This is a genomic window from Mycobacterium sp. URHB0044, assembly GCF_000620625.1.
Lineage (GTDB): Bacteria > Actinomycetota > Actinomycetes > Mycobacteriales > Mycobacteriaceae > Mycobacterium.
The window spans coordinates 75426-101429 of sequence record NZ_JIAW01000003.1 but is presented as its reverse complement, the minus strand read 5'-3'; the positions used below and the strand labels follow the sequence as shown (position 1 = coordinate 101429).

Sequence of the window (26004 nt, the reverse complement as noted above, 5' to 3'; positions counted from 1 at the left end):
CGAGGACAAGCGACGTGACCCGGATCAATGACTCGTCGGTGGGCGGTCCCGCACGAGCCCTGCGCGACGACGACACCGTGCCGATGCGTCGACTGGCACTGCCCCCGGACGGTCACGACACGCCCCCGATGCACACCTCGACTCCGACGCCGTTCACCAGCGCCGCCCCGAATGCCCCTCGGGCACTGGCGCCGACGAACAGCGAGCTTGGGCTGATCCGTGTTCGACGGGCGCCGAAGTCCGGGTGGCGCAGGGCCGTATACCGGGCCACGGGGCTCAATCTCGGCGAATCGGCCAAGGAAACGAACCGCAGGGCGCTCATCGACCGCGTCAACCGGCCCGTGCGCGGCCCCATCAGCATCGCGGTGCTGTCGCAGAAGGGTGGCGTCGGCAAGACCACCACGACGGTCGGTCTTGGTGCCACCCTGGCGGCGATGCGCGGTGACAGGGTCATCGCGGTGGACGCGAATCCCGACTTCGGCACGTTGGCCCAACGCGGGCCCGACGAGACCGATTCGACGGTGCGCGACGTGCTGCTCGATGACAACATCGTTCGGTACTCCGATATGCGTCGACACACCTCGCAGGGCGCGAGCAGGTTGGAGATCCTGGCATCGGAGCGTGACCCCGCGACGTCGGAAGTGTTCTCGGAAGCGGACTTTCGCGGTGTGCTCCGCGTGCTGGAACGGTTCTACGACATCGTTCTGACCGACTGCGGCACCGGGTTGGTCCACTCCGCCATGGCTGGGGTGCTGGCCGAGGCCGATGCCATCGTCATCGTCGCGTCGCCGGCGGTCGATTCTGCGCGCAGTGCGCTCGCCACCCTGGATTGGCTTGAACACAACGGCTATTCGCGTCTCATCCCGGGGGCCACGGTGGTGGTCTGCGCGTCGCAGCCGGGCCCACTCGGACTGGACATGAACCGCTTGGCCAGCAATTTCCTGCCGCGGGTGCACGCGCTGCACATGATCCCGTTCGACGATCACCTCGCGGAGGGTTCGGAGATCAACCCCGAACTGTTCAGCCGCCAAACCCGGCAGGCCTTCCTACAGCTTGCCGGCACGATCGCCAACAGTCTGTTCAGCACGAGCGCCCCGGACCGGTTCTCGCGGATGTAGGCGGGCAGGCTACCCCTGCTGCATCGCCTTCTGGATCTCCTCCGGGCTGACCTCGCGCATCGGCTGGCCGAGCGACCACTGATGCCCGAACGGGTCGCGGATCATGCCGTAGCGGTCGCCCCAGAACTGGTCCTCCAACGGCATGACGATCGTGGCGCCCGCGTCGACGGCGCGTTTAAATGCCGCCTCGACATCGGTGACCTGCAGATGAATGGTGACGGGCGTTCCGCCCAACGCCTTGGGCGTCGTCGACTTGCCGTCGTTGTACTCGGGGAAGTCGTCGTTGAGCATGATCATCGACCCGTTGACGTTCAGTGCGGCGTGGATGAGTCGGCCGTCCGGTTGTGGCACCCGGCCGAGTTCCGTGGCGCCGAGCGCCTTCACGTAGAAGTCAATGGCCGCGGCCGCGTCGTCCACCACGAGGTGCGGTGCAACGAGAGGCTGAACCTGGATTTGATCTGAACTGGCCATGGAGGTCTCCTTCGGTGTGCGGGAACGTACAGGTATCGACTGCGCGGCGGCCGAATAATCATCGCGGTTCGAGATTCGAGTAGCCGACTACCCTAGGCAACCGTCGTCGCAGTCGCCACGCTGCGGGAATGACCGAGAACACTCGCGAGACGGTGCTCGACGCGCTACCGCTGGCCCCGCGGAACCCCATGCCGCTGCGGCAACAGATCAAGGCGCTTCGCATGTTCCACAGCGGACCGGAAGTCCTGCGCGACGCAGGGGGCCCGGTGACGCGGATCAAGCTGGCACCGAAGTGGCTGGCACCCGTCATCGTGGTGACGACGTCGCCGCAGGGTGCTCACGACGTCCTCGGTAGGTCGGACGCCATCACCGAGCGGACGCGTACGCACACCGAGATGCGCAGCCTCATCGGCCCCAATCTGTTCGACGTCCCGCACGACGAGTGGCTGCCCCGGCGTCGGCTGCTGCAACCACTCTTCACCAAGAAGCACGTGCGCGGGTACGGCGGCCACATGGCCCAGGCGGCCGACGGCATCGCCGAAAGCTGGCCCGACGGAGGCGACGTCGATCTCGACGCCGAGTGCAGGAAGTTGACGCTTCGGGCGCTGGGTAGATCGGTGCTCGGCATCGACCTCGACGCGCAGTCCGACCGCATCGCCGAACCGCTGCGGGTGATGCTTCAGCACGTCGCCGATCGCACCGCGGCGCCGGTGCGGTTGCCCGGCTGGGTGCCGACACGTGCACGCAGACGGGCGTACGCGGCCAGCGCCACCCTGCGCGACCTCGCCGCCGACGTGCTTCGGGCCGTCAGGGAGGACCCCGACCGCGACGCTCCACTGGTGCGCGCGCTGATCGCCGCCACCGACCCGGAAACTGGAAGGGGTTTGACCGACGAGGAGATTCGCGACGAGCTCATCGTCTTCATGGGCGCCGGGCACGACACCACCGCGACCACGCTGGCCTACGCGCTGTGGCAACTCGGACGCCATCCGGAGATGCAGGAACGCGTGCGGGCCGAAGCGGCGGCCGTCGGCGACCGCGAACTCGGGCCCGACGACGTCGCCAATCTCGGCTACACGGTGCAGGTGCTGCACGAGGCGCTGCGCCTGTGCCCTCCCGGCGCCGCGTCGGCCCGGTTGGTGATGCAGGACATCGACGTCGACGGGTACCGGGTGGAGGCGGGCACGATGGTGGTGGTCGGCATCTACGCGCTCCAGCGCGATCCGTCGCTGTGGGAGGACGCCACGGCGTTCGATCCGGAGAGGTTCCGCCCCGAGGTGGCCAAGTCCATGGACCGCTGGCAGTACCTTCCGTTCGGCGCGGGCCCGCGGACCTGTGTCGGCGACCACTTCGCCATGTTGGAACTGGCCCTGGCGCTGGCTACGGTCGTGCGGCGCACCGACATCCGCTCGGCCGACCCCGAGTTCCCGATGGCAGCGCCGTTCACCCTGGTGGCCTCGGCGCCGGTGATGGCGCGGGTGTCGAGGCCTACCGGTCAGACGACGGAGAACGCCTCGGGCAGTGCCGCCCGGCCGGTGAGCGCCGACAACACCGTCTCACCCTGACCGAAGGCCACGCCGATGCGCGCCGCCAACGCGGCGGCATCGGCCAGCACGTCCTCGGGCGGCGCGAAGGTCAGACCCGTGACCCGTGCGATGTCGAAGCCGTGTACGGCCAACTCGAACGTCCGCGTCGGCAGGTAGCCGCTCAACCTCATGCCGACGCCGCCGATCACGGTGATCAAGGGGTCGCCCGCGCCGCTCAGATCGTCGAGTGCACCTGCGAGCAGGTGGTCGACGGCGGCCGCGGGATCCTCGCCCAGGTCCCGCCCCGCCTGGCGGCCACGCTCGACGATCGCCTCCGTACCCGCGTTGGAGGCGAAATCCCTTGCGTACACGTAGTATTCGACGGCGCCGGCCAGGTCTTCGCGTTCGGCGGTGGTCTGCAGATAGGCGCTGACGGTGATCAACGACCGTGACGTGTGGCCGACGAGCGACCGCAGGTCCCATTCGCCAAGCCCAGGACCGTCCCACTTCGTCGCCGGAATGTCGTGCACCAGCGCCGCGAATGCCCTTGCGGCAGAAGCGAATAGGGCCGCGCTCACGATCCGGACGGCACCGTGATCTCGTTCCAGCCGTCGACCGACTCCGGACTGCGGGGCTCCGGTCCGACGTAGATCGCCGACGGACGCACGAGCTTGCCGAGCCGCTTCTGTTCGAGGATGTGCGCGCACCAGCCCGCCGTGCGGCCGCAGGTGAACATGGCGGGCATCATCTTCGGCGGGACGCCCGCGAAGTCCAGCATGACGGCCGCCCAGAACTCGACGTTGGTCTCGATCGCGCGGTCGGGCCGCCGTTCCCGCAGTTCGGCGAGTGCGGCCTGTTCGAGTGCGGCGGCCACCTCGAAGCGCGGCGCATGCAGTCGCTCGGCGGTGGCGCGCAGCACCCGGGCGCGGGGGTCCTCGGCCCGGTACACCCGGTGCCCGAAGCCCATGAGCTTGTCCTTGCGGTCGAGGATGTCCTTGACCACGGCGCGGGCGTCGCCGTTGCGCTCGACCTCTTCGATCATCGGCAACACGCGGGCCGGCGCGCCGCCGTGCAGGGGACCGCTCATCGCACCGACCGCCCCCGACAGCGCGGCGGCCACGTCGGCACCGGTGGAGGTGATCACGCGCGCGGTGAAGGTGGACGCGTTCATGCCGTGTTCGGCCGCGCTCACCCAGTAGGCGTCGATGGCCTCCACGTGCCGCGGGTCGGGATCACCCTGCCAGCGCGTCATGAAACGCTCTGTCACGGTGGTGCATTCGTCGATGGTGCGCTGCGGGACGGCGGGCTGGTGGATGCCGCGGGCGGACTGCGCCACGTACGAAAGCGCCATCACCGAGGCACGGGCCAGTTGGTCGCGGGCCGTGGCTTCGTCGATGTCGAGGATCGGGGAGAACCCCCAGATCGGGGCGAGCATCGCGAGGCCCGCCTGGACGTCGACCCGGACGTCGCCGCTGTGGATGGGCAGCGGGAAGGGCTCGGCGGGCGGCAACCCGTGGCCGAACCTGCCGTCGACCAGAAGGGCCCACACGTCGCCAAACGTGACGCGCTGGATGACCAAATCCTCGATGTCGACGCCGCGGTAGCGAAGGGCGCCGCCGTCCTTGTCGGGTTCCGCGATTTCGGTGGTGAAGGCTACGACGCCTTCGAGGCCCTCGACGAAGTCGTCGGGTACGGCGGACTTGCCAGTCATGTGCCAGATTCTTGCACCACGCGCCGGCGCACCCGATACCGGTCGGTAACAAGTGGGCGAACGCGGGGCGTAGCGTCGACCCCGATGACGGATTCGGAAGATCAACCACTGGCGCGGATGCGGGTCGAGTACGGCTCGGTGGAGAAGGACGGCAGCCCCAACCTCGACGCCGACTGGCTGGACGACGGCTGGATTGCGTTGCTGCGCAGATGGTTGACCGACGCGCACGAGGCGGGCGTCGCCGAGCCGAACGCCATGGTCGTCGGCACCGTCGACGCAGCGGGAAGGCCCGTCACCCGCACGGTGTTGTGCAAGAACGTGGACGAAACCGGCATCACGTTCTTCACCAATTACGACTCCGACAAGGGCGAGCAACTCGCCGCGACGCCATACGCCTCGGCGACGTTCCCGTGGTACGCGCTGGGCCGCCAGGTCCACGTCCGCGGCCCCGTGACCAAGGCGTCCGCGGAGGCCACCGCCGACTACTGGTCCAAGCGCCCGCGCGGCTCACAGCTCGGAGCGTGGGCGTCGCAGCAGTCCTGTCCGATCGCCTCCCGGGAGGCACTGCTCGAGCAGCTGGCCGACGTCACCGCGAGGTTCGCCGATCTCGACGCCGTGCCGGTGCCCCCGAACTGGGGCGGCTACCTCATTGCGCCCGAGGTCGTCGAGTTCTGGCAGGGCCGGGAGAACCGGGTGCACAACAGGATTCGCGTGACAGAGGGCCGCGTCGAGCGGCTCCAGCCGTAAAGAGTGGCTAGGCTCTTCGCCGACACCACACCGCTGCGGACGCTCGACTTCCGCCGGCTGTGGCTGGCAGGCATCGTCACCGTCATCGGCGGCAACCTGACGATCTTCGCGGTGCCGGTACAGCTCTACGCGCTGACGCAGAACTCGGCCTACGTCGGGCTGGCGGGCATCTTCGCCCTCGTTCCGCTCATCGTGTTCGGGTTGTGGGGCGGCGCCTGGGCCGACGCGATGGATCGCAGGCTGCTGCTGATCATCACCTCCTGCGGGCTGGCGGTGGCGTCCGTGCTGCTGTGGCTGCAGTCGGCCTTTGCGGTGAACAACGTGTGGGTGGTGCTGTGCCTGCTGTCGTTCCAGCAGGCGTTCTACGCGGTCAACTCGCCGACCCGGTCGGCCGCCATCCCGCGGATGCTTCCCGGCGACCAGTTGCCCGCGGCCAACTCGCTCAACATGACGGTGTATCAGTTCGGCGCCATCGTGGGACCGCTCATGGCCGGGGTGATGCTGCGCTGGGTGGACCTCTCCACGCTGTACCTGATCGACGCCATCACGTGTCTGGTGCCGATCTGGGCGACGTTCCGGCTCGCGCCGATGCCGGCCACGGCGCCGCAGGTCACCAATCGCTGGGGGTTCTCGGCAGTACTCGACGGATTCCGGTATCTCGCGGGCAACCGGGTGGTGCTGATGTCGTTCGTCGTCGACCTGATCGCGATGATCCTGGGCATGCCGCGGGCGCTCTTCCCCGAAATGGCGCACCAGAGCTTCGGCGGGCCGATCGAGGGCGGAACCACGATGGCCCTGCTCGCGGCGGCGATGGCCGTCGGAGCCGTGGTGGGCGGGGTGTTCTCCGGGTGGCTGCCGAGGATCCGAAGACAGGGCCTCGCGGTGGTGCTCGCCATCGTCGTGTGGGGGCTGGCGATGGCCGGATTCGGTACTGCCAGCGGGCTCGCCCACGGAACGGCGCGGACCTGGCTGTGGATTGCGTTGGCGTTTCTGGCTATCGGAGGCGCTGCCGACATGGTGTCGGCAGCGTTCCGGTCGACGATCCTGCAGGAGGCGGCGTCCGACGAGCTGCGCGGCCGGTTGCAGGGCGTGTTCACCGTCGTCGTGGCGGGTGGTCCGCGTCTGGCGGACGCAGTGCACGGTGCGGCGGCCGCCGCGGTGGGCACCACGGTGGCGGCCGCGGGCGGAGGCCTGCTGGTCGTCGTGGGTGTCGCCATCGCCGCGTTGGCTGTTCCCGCATTCGTCCGGTATCGCGTAACGGGTCTAACGACTTAAGTTTTTCAAAGGTAGGAGAGTTAATATCTCGCGCGTGGCTGAACGCGCGGAGGATGCCGTCCCCGGATTGCGCGAACGCAAGAAGCAACGGACCCGCGCCACGCTCGTCGACGCGGCCATCGAGTTGTGCCTGCGCAACGGCTACGACACCACCACCGTCGAGCAGATCGCCGCGGCAGCCGACGTCTCACCGCGCACCTTCAGCCGGTACTTCGCCACCAAGGACGCGGTCTTCCTCACCCTCATCGAGGACTACTCCCACGAGGTCGCCATCGCGCTGGAGGCGGTGCCGTGGAACGTCGGACCCCTCGAGGCCTTGCGGCAGGCGAACGTGGCTATCCTGACGCGCGTCTCGAGCGGGCAGGTCGGGCGCCTGACCACCGAGCGGGTCATCCTGATGTTGCGGGTGATCAATGCCTCCGATGCGCTGCGCAGAGCGGCCTTCGAGTACCGGCACGAGGCCTCCGAGGCGATCTTGGCCAAACGGATGGGCGTCGAGGTCGACGACCGGCGCCGACGACTGGTCGGAGCCGTCTTCTCCTCGACGATCGTGACCGCCTGCGGCGACCTCATCGCCGACACCGACACCATTCAGCTCGGCCCGACCGTCATGGTCGATCGCCTCAACGAGGCCTTCGCGCACGTGGCGCTCTTCGCCGCCGACCTACCGGCCGCCGTAGCCGTCGCCGACTACGAGCCGGTGTATGTCTGACGTCTCGGCCTCTGGTCTGCGGGAACGAAAGAAGCTGCGGACGCGCGCGACGCTGATCGACGCGGCGGCCGACCTGTGTCTGCGGCAAGGGTTCGACAAGACCACCGTCGACCAGATCGCCGCCGCCGCGGACGTGTCGCCGCGGACCTTCAGCCGGTACTTCGCGACGAAGGACGCCGTCGTCGCCGCCATCGCCGATGAGATGGACACCTACATCGCCGCGGCACTCGAGCAGCAGCCACTCGACATCAACGAATACGAGGCACTTCTCGCCGCACATCTCGAGGTGTTCGCCCCGGAGCTGACCTACGAGACGGCGGCCTTTCGGGCAATGGCGGTGATGATCCAGATCGTCAACTCGTCCACGTCGTTCAAGGCCTCGGCGTTCACCCATCAGCAGGGGCTCTCGGAGAACGCGTCGACCACGGTGATGAGCAGACGGATGGGGCTGCCCCGCGACCATCCGGCGGTGCAGATGATCGCCGATACGTGGACGGCGTTGTTCGCGACGTCGTTCGCCGGGCTCGGGCAGCCCGGCAACGAACCGATCGCACCGAAGATCGTCTGCGAGCGGTTGTGCGCGCACTTCGAGCTGTTTCGCCGGTCGTGGTCGCCCTGGAGTCAAGGTCCGAATCAAGATGGGAATCAAGGTCGGAATGGAGCCGAGCGGGCCGTGGACGCCAGCTGCCAACCCCCCGCAAGCGCGCCAACTCGATAGCGACTACCTTCCACTAGTGACGGACCGCTTTGTTCCGGTCGACTAACCGCAGAAGGGGTTAAAGTGCCCGACAACTCCCGTCCCGACGAGGTCGCGAAGCTCCAGTACCCGGGGGGCGAGATCGACCTGGAGGTCGTGCATGCGTCGGAGGGATCCGATGGCATCGCTCTCGGCTCGCTGCTGGCCAAGACCGGATACACCACGTTCGACGGCGGATTCGTCAACACCGCGTCGACGAAGAGCGCGATCACCTACATCGACGGCGACGCGGGCATCCTGCGCTACCGCGGCTTCCCGATCGACCAGCTGGCGGAGAAGTCGACCTTCATCGAGGTCAGCTACCTGTTGATCTACGGCGAGCTGCCGACCACCGAGCAGCTGGAGAAGTTCACCACCCAGATTCAGCGGCACACCCTGCTGCACGAGGACCTCAAGCGCTTCTTCGACGGCTTCCCGCGCAACGCCCACCCGATGCCGGTGCTGTCCAGCGCGGTCAACGCGCTGTCGGCGTACTACCAGGACTCGCTGGACCCGCTGGACAACGAGCAGGTCGAGCTGTCGACCATCCGCCTGCTCGCGAAGCTGCCCACCATCGCCGCGTACGCATACAAGAAGTCGGTCGGCCAGCCGTTCCTCTACCCGGACAACTCGCTGACGCTGGTCGAGAACTTCCTGCGGATGACGTTCGGCTTCCCCGCCGAGCCGTACGAGGTCGACCCGGAGATGGTCCGCGCGCTCGACATGCTGCTGATCCTGCACGCCGACCACGAGCAGAACTGCTCGACGTCGACGGTGCGGCTGGTCGGCTCGTCGCAGGCCAACCTGTTCACCTCGATCTCGGGTGGCATCAATGCGCTGTGGGGTCCGCTGCACGGTGGCGCCAACCAGGCGGTGCTCGAGATGCTCGAGAAGATCCGCACGCAGGAATCGGACGTCCAGAGCTTCGTCAAGAAGGTGAAGAACCGCGAGGACGGCGTGAAGCTGATGGGCTTCGGGCACCGCGTGTACAAGAACTACGACCCGCGGGCACGCATCGTCAAGGAGCAGGCCGACAAGATCCTCGGCAAGCTCGGCGTCGCCGACGAGCTGCTGGACATCGCCAAGGCACTCGAAGAGGTCGCGCTCACCGACGACTACTTCGTCGAGCGCAAGCTCTACCCGAACGTCGACTTCTACACCGGCGTGATCTACCGCGCGATGGGCTTCCCGACCCGGATGTTCACCGTGTTGTTCGCGCTGGGCCGCCTGCCCGGCTGGATTGCACACTGGCGGGAGATGCACGACGAGGGTGACAGCAAGATCGGCCGCCCGCGCCAGATCTACACCGGCTACACCGAGCGCGACTACGCCGACATCGACGGCCGCAGCTAGTCCCTCCAGTGTGTCTGATGGGCCACACCCGCTTGTGATCTAGATAGTTGTAGTTTCACAATGGTTGTGTGAATGAAACCATTGGCACGCTGACGCCGCGGCGCAAGGTCATCGTCCTGATGTCCTGCTGCCTGAGCCTGCTCATCGTGTCGATGGACGCCACCATCGTCAACGTCGCGATCCCGAACATCCGGGAGGACCTGGGCGCATCGCCATCGCAACTGCAGTGGGTGGTCGACGTCTACACGCTGGTGCTCGCCTCGTTGCTGATGCTGTCCGGCGCGACGGGAGACCGGTTTGGTCGCAGGCGGGTCTTCCAGATCGGCCTCGTCGTCTTCGCGCTCGGGTCGCTGATGTGCAGTCTGGCTCCCAACATCGAGGCACTGATCGGCGCCCGCTTCCTGCAGGCCGTGGGCGGCTCGATGCTGAATCCCGTTGCACTGTCGATCATTTCGCAGGTCTTCACCGGTCGCGTCGAGCGGGCCCGCGCGCTGGGCTTCTGGGGTGCGGTGGTCGGGATCTCGATGGCGCTGGGGCCGGTGGTCGGTGGCCTGCTGATCGAACTGATCAGCTGGCGCGCCGTGTTCTGGATCAACCTGCCGATCTGCGCGGTCGCCGTTCTGTTGACGGCGATCTTCGTGCCCGAGACGAAGTCGCTGACCATGCGCAACATCGATCCGATCGGGCAGGCGCTCGCCGTGCTGTTCCTGTTCGGCGTCGTCTTCACGCTCATCGAAGGTCCCGGCTTCGGCTGGAGCAGCCCTCGGGTCATCGCCGTCGCGGTCCTCGCGTTGGTGGCGTTCGCAGCCTTCCTGCGCTACGAGTCCCGGCGCCACGATCCGTTCATCGACCTGCGCTTCTTCCGCAGCATCCCGTTCGCGTCGGCGACGCTGACCGCGGTGTGCGCGTTCGCGGGCTGGGGTGCCTTCCTCTTCATGATGTCGATCTACCTGCAGTCGGAGCGGCACTTCAGCGCCATGCACACCGGCCTGATCTATCTGCCGATCGCCATCGGTGCGTTGTTGTTCTCGCCGCTGTCCGGACGAATGGTCGGCCGCTACGGGGCCCGCCCGTCGTTGTTGATCGCGGGGACGCTCATCACGGCCTCGGGAGTGCTGCTGACGTTCTTGACGGCGACGACCCCGGTGTGGGGCCTGCTCGCCATCTTCGCGGTGTTCGGCATCGGCTTTTCGATGGTCAACGCGCCCCTCACCAACGCCGCCGTCAGCGGCATGCCGCTGGACCGTGCGGGCGCCGCATCGGCGGTGACCTCCACCAGCCGGCAGATCGGCGTGAGCATCGGTGTGGCGCTGTGTGGTTCGGTCGCAGGCGCTGCGCTGTCGCACAGCGGGTCTGACTTCGCGACGGCCGCCAGGCCGCTGTGGTTCGTTTGCGCCGGCCTCGGCATCGTCGTGTTCGCACTGGCCCTGCTATCGACGTCGGCGCGGGCGGTACGGTCTGCTCAGCGCGTGGCGCCGTTGATCGCCGGCACGCCGGTCAAGGAGGGGACACGTGTCGGATAACCCTCGCGCCGACGAGGTCTGGCGCGCGATGGCCGCCGTGGTGTTCGACAACCGCGACGCCTGGAAGCGCGACGTCATCGAGACCAGCGGGTTGCCGTTCAGCCGCGTGCGGGTACTGCGCAGGCTGGCGCGACGGTCCATGACGGCCAAGCAGATCGCCGAAGCAGCCACCATGGACGCGCCCGCAACCACCGTGGCGTTGAACGACCTCGAGGACCGTGGCCTGATCGTGCGTACCGCGGACCCGTCGAACCGGCGCTGCAAGTTGGTTTCGCTGACCGACGAGGGCCGCAAGATGGTGGCACGCATCGATGAAGTCGACGATCCGGCACCGCGCGCGTTCACCGCACTGAGCGAGCCCGAACTGCGGGCGCTCGAAGCCATCCTGGCCAAGCTGGGCGCCGGTTAGCTATCGACGATATCGTCAATATTGGGTCGTTCTGACCTATCCTTGGACGGATCAGCCCGCTGGCGGGGGGTCGGAGACGGTGACGACTGCGTGCGCGGTATGCGGCACGGCACCGCGCGAGGGTGCTCGGTTCTGTGACGCGTGCGGCGGGCCCCTTGGCTCAGCCGCGAACGCCGCCGAGTACAAGCAAGTGACCGTGCTGTTCGCTGACGTCGTCAGATCCATGGACATCGCGGCGGAATTGGGGGCGGAGCGGCTGCGCGACGTCATGGTGGCCTTCTTCGAGACGTGCTCCGACATCGTCCGACGCTACGGCGGCACGGTCGACAAGTTCACCGGGGACGGCGTGATGGCGGTGTTCGGGGCGCCAATTGCACTCGAGGATCACGCGGTACGCGCATGCCGGGCGGCGTTGAGCATTCAACTCGGGGTGGCGCAGTTGGCGCAGGAGGTCGCCAAACGCGACGGTGCGACGTTCGCCGTGCGCGTCGGGCTGAACTCCGGCCGAGTGATTGCCGGTGAAATCGGTTCTCGCCCAAAGTCGTACACCGCAATCGGAGAGCAGGTGGGGATGGCGCAGCGGATGGAAGCCGCCGCTCCGCCCGGCGGTGTGATGGTGTCCGAGTCGACGGCGCATCTGGTTCGAGACGTCACCGAACTGGGCGACCGCGAGCCGGTGCTGATCAAGGGCCGCACCGATCCGGTTCTGGCGCGACGCCTGTTCGCGCTCACCCCGAACTCCGGTATGCGCCACCACGGCGAGCTGAGCCTCGTCGGCCGCCAGCAAGAGATGACGGCCGTGGAGGGAATGCTGGGCCGCGCCATCGACGGCCACGGTGGGGTGGTCGGCATCGTCGGACCCGCCGGAATGGGCAAGAGCCGCGTGGTCCGCGAAGTGGTCGCGACCGCAGTCTCCGCGGGCATCGACGTCTTCAGTGCGTTCTGCGAATCGCACGTCCGCGACGTGCCGTTCCATGCAGCAGGCCAGTTGTTGCGGGCGGGCACCGGCGTCAAAGAAGCCGACGACGAGACGGCACGGGCGTGGCTCCAGACGTTGTTCCCCGAGGCGGACTCGCACGACTTGCTCATGCTGCACGACCTGCTGGGTGTCGCCGACCCGGACGTTGCGACGCCCAAGGTGGATCCGGATGCGCGCCGCAGGCGACTGACAGCGTTGATCAACGCCGCATTGCTCAGGAGGGAAACGCCTGCTGTCTACGTCATCGAGGACGCGCACTGGATCGACGAAGTCAGCGAATCGATGCTGGCGGACTTCGCGTCGGTGATACCGGCGACCCCGACGTTGGTGATCGTGACCTACCGTCCCGAGTACGACGGGGCATTGCGGGCCGTCGCCGGTGCTCAAACGCTGGAACTCGCGCCGCTGAACGCGTCGGATTCGGCGACGTTGATCACCGAACAATTGGGCACCGATCCGTCCGTCGCTGCGCTTGCCGGCACCATCGGCGACCGCGCGGCTGGCAACCCCTTCTTCGCCGAGGAATTGGTCCGCGACCTCGTCGAGCAGGGCGTGCTTCGCGGCGAGCGTGGCTCGTACGTCCGCGACCACGGCGTCGCCGAGGTCACCGTCCCACCGACCCTGCAGGCGACCATCGCGGCCCGCATCGACCGTCTCACCCCGGCCTGCAAGCGCACGCTCAACGCCGCCGCCGTGATCGGATCTCGGTTCGACCCCGAGCTGCTCGAAGCTCTCGGCGTCACTCCCGTCGTCGACGAACTGGTCGGGGCGGATCTGATCGACCGGGTGAAGTCGACCCAGCCCGCCGAGTACGTATTTCACCATCCGCTCATCCGTGCGGTGGCCTACGAGTCACAGCTCAAGGCCGACCGCGCGGACCTGCATCGCCGGCTCGGGTCCTCGATCGCAACGCGCCATCCGGAGTCAGCCGACGAGAACGCCGCTCTGATCGCCGGGCACCTACAGGCGGCCGGCGACGCCCATGCCGCCTACGGCTGGCACATGCGTGCCGGGGGCTGGTCGATCAGCAGGGACATCATCGCCGCCCGCACCAGTTGGTCCCGCGCGCGCGGCGTCGCCGATGCGTTGCCCACCGACGACCCGAATCGAATGGCTATGCGCATCGCCCCTCGAACGCTGCTGTGCGCCACCGCATACCGGACGGCGGCCAACGTCTCACACTCCGGGTTCGAGGAGCTCCGTCAGCTGTGCACAGCCGCTGACGACAAGCGGTCGCTGGCCATGGCCATGCTCGGTCAGATCACGGAGTGCATGCTGCACGGCCGCGCCGTCGAGGCCGACCGATTGGCGACCGAGCAGATCGGTCTCCTGGAGGCGATCGGGGATCCCCAACTCATCGTGGGCATGGCGTTCGGCGCGATGGTGATCTGTCAGGAAGCCGGCCAGATCACCGAACTTCTGCGGTGGGCCCAACGCGCGATCGACCTCGCCGCGGGCGATTCCACGATGGGCAACTACATCGTCGGCTCGCCGTTGTCGTTGTCGATCCTCTTCCGCGGCTACGCCCGATACTGGCTCGGAATCCCCGGCTGGCGAACCGATCTCGACGATGCCCTCGCGATGGCGCGGGCCACCGACGGGCTGACGTTCGCCCGCGCCGCCGTGTACCGGTACGCCGGTCCCGTCGTCAACCACGTTCTCGAGCCCGACGCCACGACGGTTGCCGACCTGGAGGAGGCACTGCAAATCGCCGTGAAGTCCGGTGATCACACCGCGGTGGTCCTCACCCGCTACATCTTTGGTGCGGTCCTGATCGAGAGCGACACCGACCGGGAACGCGGACTTCGCTACCTCGTGAAGGCCCGTGAAATGTGTTTGACGGGACAGTTCTTCGCGACGGAACTGCCGATGATCGATCTCTACCTCGCGCGCGAGCGTGCGCGCCAGGGCGACGCCGATGGCGCGATTCCGATCATGCGCGCGTCGGTCGATACCGTCTTCACCAACCGGCAGTTCGGTTACGGCGTCGTATGCGCCGGCATTCTGACCGATACCCTGCTGGGCCGCGGCGAGGAAGGTGACGTCGCAGAGGCGCGATGCGCGATCGAACGACTGGCGCACTCGCCCGTCAGGGGTCTGCCGCTATGCGAGGTTGGGCTGCTGCGGATGCGGGCCACGGTCGCTCTGGCTTGCGGTGACGACACGGGTTACCGGCAGTATGCGGATCGCTACCGCGCCATGGCCACCGATCTCGGCTTCGAGGGCCACGTGGCGTTGGCCAAGGCGATGGCCTAGCCCTCGAGCACGGCCATCGCGGCGTTGTGGCCGCCGATGCCAGACACCGCCCCGCCCCGGCGAGATCCGGAGCCGCACAACAAGATCGCATTGTGTCGGGTGGCGACGCCCCAGCGCTGGGCCGCCGTCTCCAAGGGTTCGTCGTCCTCGGCGAACGGCCAGCGCAGCGCGCCGTGGAAGATGTTGCCCGCCGTCATGCCGAGCGCCTCCTCCAGATCCGCGGTGGTCTTGGCCTCGATGCAGGGCCGGCCGTGGGCGTCGTTCATCACTACGTCCCGAATGGGCTCGGCGAGAACGGAATCCAGCGATGCCAGCACTGCGTCGGTCAGTCTGGTGCGCATGACGTCGGGATCGGCTCCGGTCAGCAGTTGGTGGGGGGTGTGCAGACCGAACACCGTGAGAGTCTGAGCGCCGGTCGCCCGTAGGTCGTCGGACAGGATGGTCGGATCGCTCAGGGAATGGCAGTAGATCTCACACGGCAGCGGGTCGGGCACGCCGCCGGCTGACGCCCGGTCGTACGCGGCGTCGAGCTGGCTGAGGTTCTCGTTGATGTGGAACGTACCGCCGAAAGCCTCTTCGGCACTGACGGATTGGTCACGCAGGCGCGGTAGCCGGCGCAGCATCAGGTTCACCTTGACTTGTGCGCCCGGAGCCTGCTGCGGCTCCGGTTCTCCGAGCAGTCGCGCCAGCACCGTCGGTGTGACCCCGGCGAGCACCGTCCGCCCGTGGATCCGTCGCTGGGTGCCGTCGTGGAGGTAGGTCACGTCACCGTCGGGACTGATCGCCTGGACGTCGGCACCCGTGACGATCTCGGCGCCATGGCTGAACGCCGCCCCGGCCAACGCGCCACTCACCGCGCCCATGCCGCCGATCGGGACGTCCCAGTCGCCGGTGCCTCCGCCCACCAGGTGGTAGAGAAAGCAGACGTTCTGTCGCAGCGACGGATCGTCGGTGCGGGCGAACGTGCCGATCAGCGCATCGGTGGCCATCACGCCACGAACCAGATCACTGCCGACGGCGCCGGTGATCGCGGCACCGATCGGGTCGGCGAAAAGCTGCTGCCAGGCCGTCGCGGCGTCCTGGTCACCGCCTGACAGCACCTGGGCCCGCGCGTCGTGCCGGGTCCGCAACGGCTCGGTCAGCGTCGGCCACAACCGCTCGGTCACGGCGCGGCAGCGCCGGTAGAACTCGTCGAAACCCGCCTGGTCGGCGGCCGCTCCGACGGCGTCGAAGGTGCTGTGCGGCCCAACCAGCAGGCCGGTCGCGCCGGCGGTCGCGGGATCCGGCGTGTACGACGAATGGCGGCGGGGGGCCAGCCGAACCCGCGCCCCGAGGTCGTCGAGGATGCGTCGCGGCAGCAGGCTGACCAGATACGAGTAGCGCGACAGCCGCGCGTCGACCCCGTCGAACGCATGCGCCGACACCGCTGCGCCGCCGACGTGGCCGAGGCGCTCGAGTAGTCGGACCCGCCTACCGGCTCGCGCCAGGTACGCGGCGGCCACCAGTCCGTTGTGGCCGCCACCGACGATGACGACGTCGAAGCGATCGTCGGACGTCACGGCGGGGCGAGCGAAGCGACGGGGGATGTCACTGCGTCAGTTCAGGTAGCCCTCGACCTGATCGGGCGGGCGTACCTGCGCCTGATCGGGGTCCTGACCCGTCTCACGCAGGGCCCGGCGCTGCCGCAGCAGGTCCCAGCACTGGTCGAGCTGAACCTCGACGGCGCGCAACCGGCGATGCTCCTCGGTTTCATCGATGTCGCCGTGCTGCACCTTGTCGCGAAGCTGCTGCTCCTCGGCGACGAGCTGATTGACCTGGGCGAGAATGTCATGGTCCTTGTCCACCCGACCAGTCTGCCCGACTACGGTGTGGGACGTGGCGAGCGACAAGAAACCCGAGATCGAATTTCCCGATGGTCCCGCACCCGCTGACTTGCTGATCGAGGACGTCACGGTCGGCGACGGCGCCGAGGCGGTGCCCGGCGGCACCGTCAAGGTGCACTACGTCGGTGTCGAGTACGACACGGGCGAGGAATTCGACAGCTCGTGGAACCGCGGCGAGTCGATTGAGTTTCCGCTGCGCGGCCTGATCCAGGGCTGGCAGGACGGCATCCCGGGCATGAAGGTCGGTGGGCGACGCAAGCTGGTCATCCCGCCGGCTCAGGCCTACGGTGCCGCGGGCTCGGGGCACCGGTTGTCGGGCAAGACGCTGATCTTCGTCATCGATCTGCTCGACGTCCGCTGACTGGCCACGAACTGCGTACCGGGCTGCTGGCGCTCGTCCTCGTCGGGCTCTTCGCGCTGACCGGGTGTGGCGGTCAGGGCGGGCCGGCGAACGACGCCGCGCCGTCCAGCACGTCGGCCACCACGACGACGACCACGACGACGACGAACCCACCCGCCTCGGCGTACGCACCGTTCTCGATCTTCCGTACCGGCAACGGCTTCAGGCTCGCCGGTGACCTTCCCGACGAGGCGACGAAGGCGTCGTTCGTGGACGCGCTCAGGTCGGCGTTGCCCGGGGCCGAGATCGTCGACGACTTCAGGGTCGTTCCCGGCGCCCAGGCGCCCGACCTCGCCGCGCTGGGCGGCGTGTTCAGCACCGCAGTGGAGATCACCGGCTTCGGCCTGAAACTCGAGCGTGGCGTGATCACGTTGACCGGTACCGCCCCGTCCGAGGACGTCAAGGCCGCTGCCGCATCGACCGCGGCGCAGGAGTGGCCGAACGTCAAGGTGGTCAACGAGATTCGGGTCAACGCCTCGGCGACGACGCCGCCTCCGCGCTGACCGAAAACGGGATTCGAACTCCCGGTGACCGTGCGAATTCGTACGCGACTCGCCGTGCAGGCGTACGAAACCGCACACTGACCGACGGGGAAGCCCCGCTACGACGGGCCCGGAAGCCGCAGCAGCAACCGGGCACCACCGAGCGGGCCGTGCTCCAACGACGCCGTGCCACCGTGCAATTCGGCTTGCTGGGCAACGAGTGCGAGGCCGAGCCCCGACCCGGAGTGCGACGCCGTCGACCCCCTGCTGAACCGGTCGAACACCACCGTGCGCTCTTCCTCGGGAACGCCGACACCGTCGTCGTCGATCGCGATCTCCACGCCCGCCCGCGAACTGACTGCAGACAACTGCACCCGGGTCGCGCCTCCGTGCTTCACCGCGTTGGCGATCGCGTTGTCGACGGCTAGCCGCAACCCGGTGGGCAAGCCGAGGATGATGACCGTCGGCGCGGGCGCCAGCGAGACGTCCAGGTCGGGGTAGACCCGCATTGCGTCGTGCGCGGCGCGGTCGAGCAACTCGGTGATGTCGACGGGCACGTGGTCGTCGGACGTGGACAGCTGGCCCTGGGCGAGCCGCTCGAGCGCCGTCAAGGTGGCCTCGATGCGCGACTGCGTCCTGATGACGTCGCCGAGCACTTCCTTGCGTTGCTCCTCGGGCATGTCGAGCGTGGCCAGCACCTCGAGGTTCGTTCGCATCGCGGTGAGCGGGGTGCGCAATTCGTGCGACGACACCGCGGCGAAGTCGCGTGCCGACGCGAGCGCGGCCTTGGTGCGGTCCTGCTCCTCCCAGATGCGCTGCACCATGCCGTTGAGGGCCTCGCCGATCTCGACGGCCTCGGTGGCGCCGCGCACCTCGACGTCGGGCGCCTCACCTCCCACGTCGATCGCCCTCGTCTGCTGCGCGAGCCGCTTCAACGGGCGCACCGCGAACGCGGCCAGCAGCCAGCCGGCCACGGTCGCCGCGCCGATGGCGAACGAGCAGATGATGATCACCCGCCGGTGCAGGTTGTTGGTGTCGGCGATCGTGGCGTCGTAGGTCGCGCCGACGGCAACCTGCATCGGTTCCGGGACCCGGATCTCCACCGTCCGCACGCGGTAGCGCACCCCGTTGACGACGGTGTCCGCGTACCCGGCGGGCAGCTCGGGCAGGATCACGTCCGAATTCGACGTGACGTCCCCGTCCTTGCGCACGGTGATGACGGCGTCGTGGTCGTTGGGCGACTTCGGGATCTCGTCGAGACCGCGCGGCAGGAACGGGATCGCGAAACCGGCGGCCTCGTCGAGGCGACGGTCCAGCCGCTCCTTGCGGTCGTTGGTGATGCCGACCCAGACGATGGTGCCGACGATGCCGACGACGATCGCCGCCGCGATGGCCGTGGCGAACGCGACGCGGGTCCTCAGCGACGGTGTGCGCCGCAGGAACCGCGACAGCAGATTCACGGCATCACTGAGTTCGGAGGACGAATCCCACGCCGCGAACGGTATGCAGGAGGCGAGGCGCGCCGTTGGCCTCGAGCTTGCGGCGCAGGTAGCCGATGAACACGTCGACCACGTTGGTGTCGGCGGCGAAGTCGTAGCCCCAGACCAGCTCGAGCAACTGGGCGCGAGACAGCACCGCGGTCTTGTGTTCGGCGAGCACGGCGAGCAGATCGAATTCGCGCTTGGTCAGGTCGACGTCGACGCCGTTGACGCGGGCGCGCCTGCCGGGGATGTCGACCTCCAGCGGCCCGACGTTGATGGTCTCCGACGAGAACGTCGCGGTGGCGCCGCGCCGGCGCAGCAGCGCCTTCACCCGCGCCACCAACTCGGCCAGCACGAACGGCTTGACCAGATAGTCGTCGGCGCCTGCCTCGAGGCCCGCGACGCGGTCGTCGACCGAACTACGCGCCGACAGCACGCAGACCGGCACGTCGTTGTCCATCGCGCGCAACGCGGTCACCACGCTGACGCCGTCGAGCACGGGCATGTTGATGTCGAGGACGATCGCGTCGGGCCGCGTCTCGGTGGCACTGCGCAGCGCCTCGGCGCCGTCGACGGCGGTGGACACGTCGAATCCGGATAGCCGAAGCCCGCGCTCCAACGACGCGAGCACGTCGGGATCGTCGTCCACCACGAGCACCCGGGGTGACGCTCCTCCGCTGTCCATAGGGTCATCTTGCCCGATGACCGTCTCCGGGCGTGTTAGGCGCGGGACTGCGCTGCTCTACCGTCTGCGAGAGTTCACGTCGCGTCCCGCCCAAACCGCCGTCACCAGTGCTAACTTCGTCAGTCGTGCAGCCCAACGGTCCCCGCCTGATCGTCCAACCCGACGACGGCCTGGGGCCGGTCCGGGAGTTCATCGAATCGGCGCAGCAGTCACTGTTCCTCAAGCAGTTCACCTTCACCTCGGAAGACCTCATCGACGCGGTCATCGGGCGACGGCAGGCGGGCGTCGACGTGCGGGTCATGCTCAACGCCGCACGGTCGGGCGGCGACCGCGCCAACGACGAGACCTACGAACGGTTCACCAACGCCGGCATCACGGTGCAGTGGGCGAATCCGAAGTTCTACGTTACGCACGAGAAGTCGATCGTGGTCGACGAGAAGGCAGCGCTGGTCGCGACGTTCAACCTGTGCGAGAAGTACTTCACCCTTACGCGCGACTACGGCGTCATCACCCAAGACCCGTGTCACGTGGCGCAGATCGTCGAGGTCTTCAACGCCGACTGGAACCACGTCGACTGGGTGCCATCGGTGTACGAGGGCCTGCTGTGGAGCAATTCCAACTCGCGGTTTCACATGGCCCAGTTCATCGATACCGCCACGCACCGCCTCGACGTCCAGCACCCCAAGTACGTCGACGCGGTGATCCTCGACCATCTCGCGGCGGCCTCCCAACGCGGTGTGAAGGTGCACGTGCTGTGCGGCGGCAGACACGGCATCAGCGACGTGGACGTGCTCGACACCTTCGCGTCGCTGCGCACCTTGGGCCGGTTGGGCGTCAAGGTGCACAAGCAGAAGAACCTCCGGGTGCACGCCAAGTTGCTGATCGTCGACGACGAACGGGCACTGGTCGGCTCCATGAACATCGACCGCAGTGCCTTCGACCTGCGTCGCGAGCTCGGTCTCGAGGTCACCGAACCGGCCGTCGTCGCGCGCCTCAAGTCGGTCTTCGACGAGGACTGGGAACTCTCGCACCAGTACCACGCGCCGGATCCGCTCGACCCGTCAACGCACCACGAGGACGACTTCCCGCACGACCACGAACTGCGTCATGAGTGAAGTCCCGGCTACCAAGTCGGGGGAAGTCTCATTGTTCGAACTGGCGTGGACGTTCAACCACATCGCGCTGGCCTCGTTCGGCGGTGGGCTGTCGGCGTGGTCGCGCGAGGTGCTCGTCGTCGAGAAGCAGTGGATGGGTGAGGAGGAGTTCCTTTCCGCGATGACGATGTGCCGGATCCTCCCCGGCGCCAATCAGGTCAACATGGCCGTGTTCGTCGGCACCAAGATGCGGGCCATCCCCGGTGCCGTCGCGGCCGTGGTCGGGCTGTGCGTCATGCCGCTGGTGTTCGTGCTGGTGATGGCCTACTTGTACTTCCGCTTCAAGGAGGTGCCCGCGGTCAAGGGCGTCCTGCACGGAGCGTCGGCTGCGGCCGTCGCACTGACCGTCGCGATGGTGATCAAGACCGGCCAGAAGTGCCTCACCGGGCTGGTGCCGATCGCGCTGTTCGCGGGCGCGTTCGTGCTCAACGGCCTGCTGCGGTGGCCGCTGCTCGGCACACTGGCGGTCCTCGCGCCGCTCAGCCTGATCTGGGCGTGGCCCCGCCGCGAGGCCAAGGCGTGAGCACGTATCTGCAGATCATCGCGCTATTCGGCACGCTGTCCCTGCTGTCGATCGGCGGCGGCAACGCAGTCCTTCCCGAGATGCACCTGCGCGCGGTGCACGACCACCGCTGGCTGACCGACAGCCAGTTCGCCGACGTCTTCTCCATCTCCCAGACGGCGCCGGGCCCGAGCATCCTGATCGTCGCCATGGTCGGGTACGCCGCGGGCCTGCCGGTCGGGGGAGTGCCCGGCGCCATTCTTGGCGGGGTGATCGCGACGGCCGCCATGGTGATCCCGGCGGCGTCGCTGGTGTACGTCATCACGCAGTTCTGGCAGCGGGCGCAGGACTCCAAGTGGCGGATCGCCGTCGAGAGGGGCTTCGCGCCGCTGACCGTTGGGCTCATCCTGGCCACGTCGCTGGTGATGAGCCGCGCCGCCGACCACGACTGGCGGGCCTACACGCTGACCGGGATCTGCACGCTGATCTTCGTGTTCACCAAGCTCAACCCGCTGCTGATCGTGGTCGCGGCGGGGGTGATCGGGTACTTCGGCATCGTCTGACCCTGCGATTTGTGGAGTTTTAGCCGCGCTAACCGCCGCCGAAACTCCACAGATCGCCCGGGGGGAGTGAATTGACCTCATCCATTGTTGAGGTTTTACGGTGATTACATGAACTTGGAAACGGTCGCGCGTCAGACGCTGTACCGGCAGACACGAGCGAATGGCGGCAACCTGCGCTCGCTCGCCAACCGCGAGCTGCTGAAGCGGATCTGGCGCTTCTCGGCGCGCCACCATCGGCGGCTGGGCGGATTCGTCGCGGTCAGCGTGGTGGGCGCGCTGCTTGCGGTGTCCACACCGGTGCTTGCCGGCCGGGTGGTCGACGCCATCGTGCACGGCGGCCCGGCGTCCACCGTCGTGGTCATCGCGTCGATCATCGCCGTCGTGGCGCTGGCCGAAACCGCGGTCGGACTGCTGACCCGCTGGCTGTCGTCGAACATCGGCGAGGGCCTCATCCTGGACCTGCGCACCGCCGTCTTCGACCACGTGCAGCGCATGCCGGTGGCGTTCTTCACCAGGACCCGCACCGGCGCCCTCGTCAGCCGGCTCGGCAATGACGTCATCGGCGCCCAGCGCGCGTTCTCCGACACCCTGTCCGGCGTGGTGGGCAACCTCGTCACGCTGGCCCTGACGCTCGGCGTGATGCTGAGCATCTCGTGGCAGATCACCGCGCTGTCGCTGTTGCTGACCCCGCTGTTCCTGCTGCCCGCGCGCCGGATCGGGCGCACCATGGCGAAGCTCAGCCGCGAGAGTGCGATCTACAACGCGACGATGAATACCCAGATGACGGAACGCTTTTCGGCGCCCGGCGCGACGCTCGTCAAGCTGTTCGGCGATCCGGTCCGGGAGTCCGACGAATTCGCGGTGCGCGCGGACCGGGTCCGCGACATCGGCGTCCGATCGGCGATGCTGCAGTCCACCTTCATGAACTCGTTGACGTTGATGTCGGCGCTCGCCCTGGCGCTGGTGTACGGGCTTGGCGGCGTGCTGGCGATCGGCGGCCATCTGGAGGCCGGTGCGATCGTCTCGCTGGCGCTGCTGCTGACCCGGCTCTACGCGCCGCTGACGGCGCTGGCCAACGCGCACGTCGAAATCGCCAGTGCGCTGGTGAGTTTCGAGCGGGTGTTCGAGGTGCTCGACCTGACGCCGCTGATCCGCGAGCGGGCCGGCGCGGTGCCGGTGCCCGACGGTCCGGTCACCGTCGAGTTCGACGACGTCCGCTTCGGCTATCCGTCGGCGGACAAGGTGTCGCTGGCCTCGCTGGAGGAGGTCGCGGTGCTCGACGATCGCGGCGGCGACGAAGTGCTGCACGGTGTTTCGTTCACCGCGCCCGCCGGGCAGATGGTGGCGTTGGTGGGTTCCTCGGGTGCGGGCAAGTCGACGATCGCGTCGTTGGTGGCGCGGCTGTACGACGTCGACTCGGGTGCGGTCCGGCTTGCCGGGGCCGATGTGCGCGACGTGACGTTCGCGTCGTTGAAGGAGACGGTCGGTGTCGTCACCCAGGACGGTCACCTGTTCCACGAGTCGATCCGGTCGAATCTGACCCTTGCGGCGCCGGATGCCGACGACGACCAGTTGTGGGACGCGCTGCGGCGCGCCCGCCTCGCCGACGTGGTCGAGGACATGCCCGACGGGTTGGACACCGTCGTCGGCGAGCGCGGTTACCGGCTGTCCGGCGGTCAGCGTCAACGCCTGACCATCGCGCGGCTGTTGCTGGGCCGGTCGCGCGTCGTCGTACTCGACGAGGCCACTGCGTCGCTGGACTCCGAGTCGGAGGCGGCGGTGCAGCAGGCGCTGGCCGAGGCGCTGGAGGGCCGGACGTCGATCGTCATCGCCCACCGGCTGTCGACGATCCGCGCCGCCGACCTGATCCTGGTCGTCGAGGACGGCCGTATCGTCGAACGGGGAACCCACGCACAGCTGCTGGGCCGCCGCGGGCGTTACGCCGAGCTGTACGAAACGCAGTTCCGGGACGACACGGTCGCGGCCTGACGTGATCGTTATTCGGTTGTCCGCCGTGGGAACCTTGAAGCCGGGGGTTTTCGGTGGCGACGCGTCGACGGGGTCGATGTCGTAGGTGTGGGATAGACAAGAGTTGATGGGTGAATCGATGCGCGCTGACGAGTCGGGGCTTCGCTCCGTGCCGGCCATCGCGCCGCCGCCGCGGCGGATCAGGGCGTCGTCGGACATCCTGCGGCTGCTGCCGTACCTGAAGCCGTACCGGGCGCGGTGGGCCGCCATGCTCGTCGCGGCGCTGCTGAGCCTCGCCGCCACCGTCACGATCCCACTGATGACCAAGGCTGTGATCGACGGTCCGGTCCGGCAGCAGAATCAGCAACAGTTGTGGGTCCTCGGCACCGCCGCCACCGCGCTCCTCGTCTCCGAGGCGGTGCTGTGGTTCATCCGGCGTTGGTTGGTGGCCCGGGCCACCATGGGCGTCGAGGCCGACATCCGCAAGGACCTCTACGCGCGCCTGCAGATCCTGCCGATGTCCTTCCACGGCAAGTGGCAGTCCGGCCAGCTGCTCTCCCGGGTGATGAACGATCTGAGCACCATCCGCCAGTTTCTGTCATTCGGGCTGCTCTTCCTGCTGCTCAACGTCATCCAGATCGTCGTGGTGACCGGCATCCTGTTGGCGATGTACTGGCCGCTCGGCGTCGTGGTGGTGGTGTCGATCGTGCCGATCACCGCGACCGTGCTGCACTTCCAGCGCCAGTTCACCAAGCTCTCCCGCGCCGCCCAGGACCAGTCCGGCAACGTCGCGACCCACGTGGAGGAGCAGGCGCTCGGGCTGCGCGTGGTCAAGGCGTTCGGCCGCGAGGAGTACGCCTATCAACGGTTCGACGAGCGCGCCACCAAGCTGTTCGACACCGAGGTCAGCAAGGTCGGCGTGTCCGCGAACTTCTGGACGCTGCTCGAGGTCATCCCGAACCTCACGTTGATCATCGTGCTGGGCGTCGGCGCCTACGCGGCGGGCAACGGCCTGGTCACCATGGGCACGCTCGTCGCGTTCATCACGATGATGCTGTCGCTGGTGTGGCCCATCGCGTCGCTGGGCTTCCTGCTGTCGATGACGCAGGAGTCGATGACGGCGGCCAACCGCGTCGCCGAGATCTTCGACGCGCCGCGCGAGATCACCGACGGGCCGACGGCCGAGACGCCGCGCGGCGGGCGGTTGGAGCTGATCGACGTCGGCTTCCGGTTCCCAGACGCCGCACAGGACGACTGGGCGCTTCGGCATCTCAGCGTCACCGTGGAGCCCGGCGAGACGCTGGCCCTGGTCGGGTCGACGGGCTCGGGCAAGTCGGTGCTGGCGTCGCTGCTGTCGCGGCTCTACGACGTCACCGAGGGCCGCATCCTCATCGACGGCCGCGACATCCGCGACTTGTCGCTGCCCGCGCTGCGGCAGGCCGTTGCGACGGCGTTCGAGGATCCGACCTTGTTCTCGATGTCGGTGGCCGAGAACCTGCGGCTGGGCCGGCCCGACGCCACCGACGAGCAGCTCGCAGAGGCCGTCGAGGTCGCCGCGGCCGACTTCGTCTACGAATTGCCGTTCGGCCTGGACACCCGCATCGGCGAGCAGGGCATGAGCCTGTCCGGCGGGCAGCGGCAGCGCCTCGCGCTGGCACGCGCGCTGCTGGCGGGTCCGTCGATCCTGGTGCTCGACGACACCCTTTCGGCGCTCGACGTGCACACCGAGGCTGTCGTCACCGAGGCGCTGCGCCGGGTGCTGGGGTCGCTGACCGGAGTGGTGATTGCCAACCGCGCCTCGACGGTGTTGCTCGCCGATCGGGTGGCTCTGCTCGAAGCCGGCACCATCACGCACGTCGGCACCCATGCCGAATTGCTCGCCACCGCACCGGAGTACCGCTACCTGCTGGCCGCCGACGACGACCTCGACGAGGACGTGGAGCGCAGCTGCGACTGGGCGCAGGACGAAGACCGCAACCGTCTGGATCGCCTATACCTGGAGCGCGAGGCGGCCGAGGCCCACGAGGACGGCCGCGAGCGGGAAGCGGCGGAACGCCGATGATGAGCGCC

General features: G+C 68.0%; 25 protein-coding genes. 17 read left to right on the top strand and 8 right to left on the bottom strand.

What is annotated here, in order from left to right:
• Positions 1-14: 14 nt before the first annotated feature.
• Entirely contained in the window at positions 15-1118 is a 1104-nt protein-coding gene (locus N536_RS37655; RefSeq protein WP_064751526.1) for a MinD/ParA family protein, read from the top strand.
• Positions 1119-1127: 9 nt separating this feature from the next.
• Here N536_RS37655 and N536_RS0107260 read toward each other — a convergent pair whose 3' ends face one another.
• Positions 1128-1589 carry a VOC family protein gene (locus N536_RS0107260; RefSeq protein WP_029113010.1) on the bottom strand — a complete coding sequence of 154 codons (462 nt, stop codon included), beginning with the start codon at positions 1587-1589 and terminating at the stop codon, positions 1128-1130.
• Between the two features lie 128 nt (positions 1590-1717).
• Between N536_RS0107260 and N536_RS37650 the strand changes: the two genes are divergently transcribed.
• A complete protein-coding gene (locus N536_RS37650) occupies positions 1718-3154 on the top strand; it encodes a cytochrome P450 (protein WP_064751525.1) in 1437 nt (478 codons plus the stop codon).
• On the opposite strand, the gene N536_RS0107250 is transcribed toward N536_RS37650, so the two are convergent.
• Together N536_RS0107250 and N536_RS0107245 are read right to left on the bottom strand one after the other, a co-directional pair.
• Complete coding sequence (locus tag N536_RS0107250) at positions 3085-3693, bottom strand: maleylpyruvate isomerase family mycothiol-dependent enzyme (protein WP_029113009.1); 609 nt, start codon at positions 3691-3693, stop codon at positions 3085-3087. The genes N536_RS37650 and N536_RS0107250 overlap by 70 nt on opposite strands.
• On the bottom strand, positions 3690-4826 hold the full coding sequence (locus N536_RS0107245) for a citrate synthase 2 (protein ID WP_029113008.1): 1137 nt from the start codon (positions 4824-4826) through the stop codon (positions 3690-3692). Before N536_RS0107245 ends, N536_RS0107250 begins: the two co-directional genes overlap by 4 nt.
• 84 nt (positions 4827-4910) lie before the next feature.
• On the opposite strand from N536_RS0107245, the gene pdxH reads away from it, so the two are divergent.
• From pdxH to N536_RS0107205, 8 genes are all read left to right on the top strand, one after another.
• Positions 4911-5573, top strand: a complete 663-nt coding sequence (gene pdxH / locus N536_RS0107240) for a pyridoxamine 5'-phosphate oxidase (protein WP_029113007.1) — start codon at positions 4911-4913, stop codon at positions 5571-5573.
• A 3-nt stretch (positions 5574-5576) separates the two neighbouring features.
• Complete coding sequence (locus tag N536_RS0107235; RefSeq protein ID WP_029113006.1) at positions 5577-6848, top strand: MFS transporter; 1272 nt, start codon at positions 5577-5579, stop codon at positions 6846-6848.
• Positions 6849-6882: 34 nt separating this feature from the next.
• The gene (locus tag N536_RS37645) at positions 6883-7560 is read left to right on the top strand and encodes a TetR/AcrR family transcriptional regulator (protein WP_064751524.1); all 678 of its coding nucleotides are present in this window, start codon (positions 6883-6885) and stop codon (positions 7558-7560) included.
• The gene (locus tag N536_RS37640) at positions 7553-8278 is read left to right on the top strand and encodes a TetR/AcrR family transcriptional regulator (RefSeq protein WP_051574303.1); all 726 of its coding nucleotides are present in this window, start codon (positions 7553-7555) and stop codon (positions 8276-8278) included. Before N536_RS37645 ends, N536_RS37640 begins: the two co-directional genes overlap by 8 nt.
• A 63-nt stretch (positions 8279-8341) precedes the next feature.
• Positions 8342-9649 (top strand): citrate synthase, encoded by a 1308-nt coding sequence (locus N536_RS0107220; protein ID WP_029113005.1) that lies wholly within the window; start codon positions 8342-8344, stop codon positions 9647-9649.
• An 89-nt stretch (positions 9650-9738) separates the two neighbouring features.
• The gene (locus N536_RS0107215; RefSeq protein WP_036435818.1) at positions 9739-11172 is read left to right on the top strand and encodes an MFS transporter; all 1434 of its coding nucleotides are present in this window, start codon (positions 9739-9741) and stop codon (positions 11170-11172) included.
• Positions 11162-11581 carry a MarR family winged helix-turn-helix transcriptional regulator gene (locus tag N536_RS0107210; RefSeq protein WP_029113003.1) on the top strand — a complete coding sequence of 140 codons (420 nt, stop codon included), beginning with the start codon at positions 11162-11164 and terminating at the stop codon, positions 11579-11581. Before N536_RS0107215 ends, N536_RS0107210 begins: the two co-directional genes overlap by 11 nt.
• A gap of 79 nt (positions 11582-11660) precedes the next feature.
• A complete protein-coding gene (locus N536_RS0107205) occupies positions 11661-14816 on the top strand; it encodes an adenylate/guanylate cyclase domain-containing protein (RefSeq protein WP_029113002.1) in 3156 nt (1051 codons plus the stop codon).
• Here N536_RS0107205 and N536_RS0107200 read toward each other — a convergent pair.
• Positions 14813-16375, bottom strand: a complete 1563-nt coding sequence (locus N536_RS0107200) for an NAD(P)/FAD-dependent oxidoreductase (RefSeq protein WP_081809082.1) — start codon at positions 16373-16375, stop codon at positions 14813-14815. The two genes, N536_RS0107205 and N536_RS0107200, sit on opposite strands and share 4 nt — an antisense overlap.
• A 36-nt stretch (positions 16376-16411) precedes the next feature.
• The gene (locus tag N536_RS0107195) at positions 16412-16660 is read right to left on the bottom strand and encodes a DUF2630 family protein (protein ID WP_029113000.1); all 249 of its coding nucleotides are present in this window, start codon (positions 16658-16660) and stop codon (positions 16412-16414) included.
• 31 nt (positions 16661-16691) lie between these two features.
• On the opposite strand from N536_RS0107195, the gene N536_RS0107190 reads away from it, so the two are divergent.
• The gene (locus N536_RS0107190) at positions 16692-17060 is read left to right on the top strand and encodes an FKBP-type peptidyl-prolyl cis-trans isomerase (protein ID WP_036435817.1); all 369 of its coding nucleotides are present in this window, start codon (positions 16692-16694) and stop codon (positions 17058-17060) included.
• A 73-nt stretch (positions 17061-17133) separates the two neighbouring features.
• On the opposite strand, the gene N536_RS43315 is transcribed toward N536_RS0107190, so the two are convergent.
• Positions 17134-17256: a hypothetical protein gene (locus tag N536_RS43315; protein ID WP_255358409.1), complete on the bottom strand. Its 123-nt coding sequence runs from the start codon at positions 17254-17256 to the stop codon at positions 17134-17136.
• A 52-nt stretch (positions 17257-17308) separates the two neighbouring features.
• On the opposite strand from N536_RS43315, the gene N536_RS42535 reads away from it, so the two are divergent.
• Positions 17309-17602, top strand: a complete 294-nt coding sequence (locus tag N536_RS42535) for a BON domain-containing protein (RefSeq protein WP_029112998.1) — start codon at positions 17309-17311, stop codon at positions 17600-17602.
• Between the two features lie 98 nt (positions 17603-17700).
• Here the strand turns inward: N536_RS42535 and N536_RS0107175 are convergent, their stop codons facing one another.
• Together N536_RS0107175 and prrA are read right to left on the bottom strand one after the other, a co-directional pair.
• Positions 17701-19041, bottom strand: a complete 1341-nt coding sequence (locus N536_RS0107175; protein ID WP_029112997.1) for a cell wall metabolism sensor histidine kinase WalK — start codon at positions 19039-19041, stop codon at positions 17701-17703.
• A gap of 4 nt (positions 19042-19045) precedes the next feature.
• Positions 19046-19747, bottom strand: a complete 702-nt coding sequence (prrA, locus tag N536_RS0107170) for a two-component system response regulator PrrA (protein WP_029112996.1) — start codon at positions 19745-19747, stop codon at positions 19046-19048.
• A 125-nt stretch (positions 19748-19872) separates the two neighbouring features.
• Here prrA and N536_RS0107165 point away from each other — a divergent pair, with 125 nt between their 5' ends.
• The 5 genes from N536_RS0107165 to N536_RS0107145 all read left to right on the top strand — a co-directional run bounded on the left by N536_RS0107165 (position 19873) and on the right by N536_RS0107145 (position 25996).
• Positions 19873-20862, top strand: a complete 990-nt coding sequence (locus N536_RS0107165; RefSeq protein ID WP_029112995.1) for a phosphatidylserine/phosphatidylglycerophosphate/cardiolipin synthase family protein — start codon at positions 19873-19875, stop codon at positions 20860-20862.
• Positions 20855-21424, top strand: a complete 570-nt coding sequence (locus tag N536_RS0107160; protein WP_029112994.1) for a chromate transporter — start codon at positions 20855-20857, stop codon at positions 21422-21424. Before N536_RS0107165 ends, N536_RS0107160 begins: the two co-directional genes overlap by 8 nt.
• Positions 21421-21966, top strand: a complete 546-nt coding sequence (locus N536_RS0107155) for a chromate transporter (protein WP_029112993.1) — start codon at positions 21421-21423, stop codon at positions 21964-21966. The genes N536_RS0107160 and N536_RS0107155 overlap by 4 nt, the downstream gene beginning before the upstream one ends.
• Before the next feature lie 108 nt (positions 21967-22074).
• Positions 22075-23955, top strand: a complete 1881-nt coding sequence (locus N536_RS0107150; RefSeq protein WP_029112992.1) for an ABC transporter ATP-binding protein — start codon at positions 22075-22077, stop codon at positions 23953-23955.
• Between the two features lie 118 nt (positions 23956-24073).
• Positions 24074-25996: an ABC transporter ATP-binding protein gene (locus N536_RS0107145; RefSeq protein WP_369798392.1), complete on the top strand. Its 1923-nt coding sequence runs from the start codon at positions 24074-24076 to the stop codon at positions 25994-25996.
• Positions 25997-26004 lie beyond the last annotated feature (8 nt).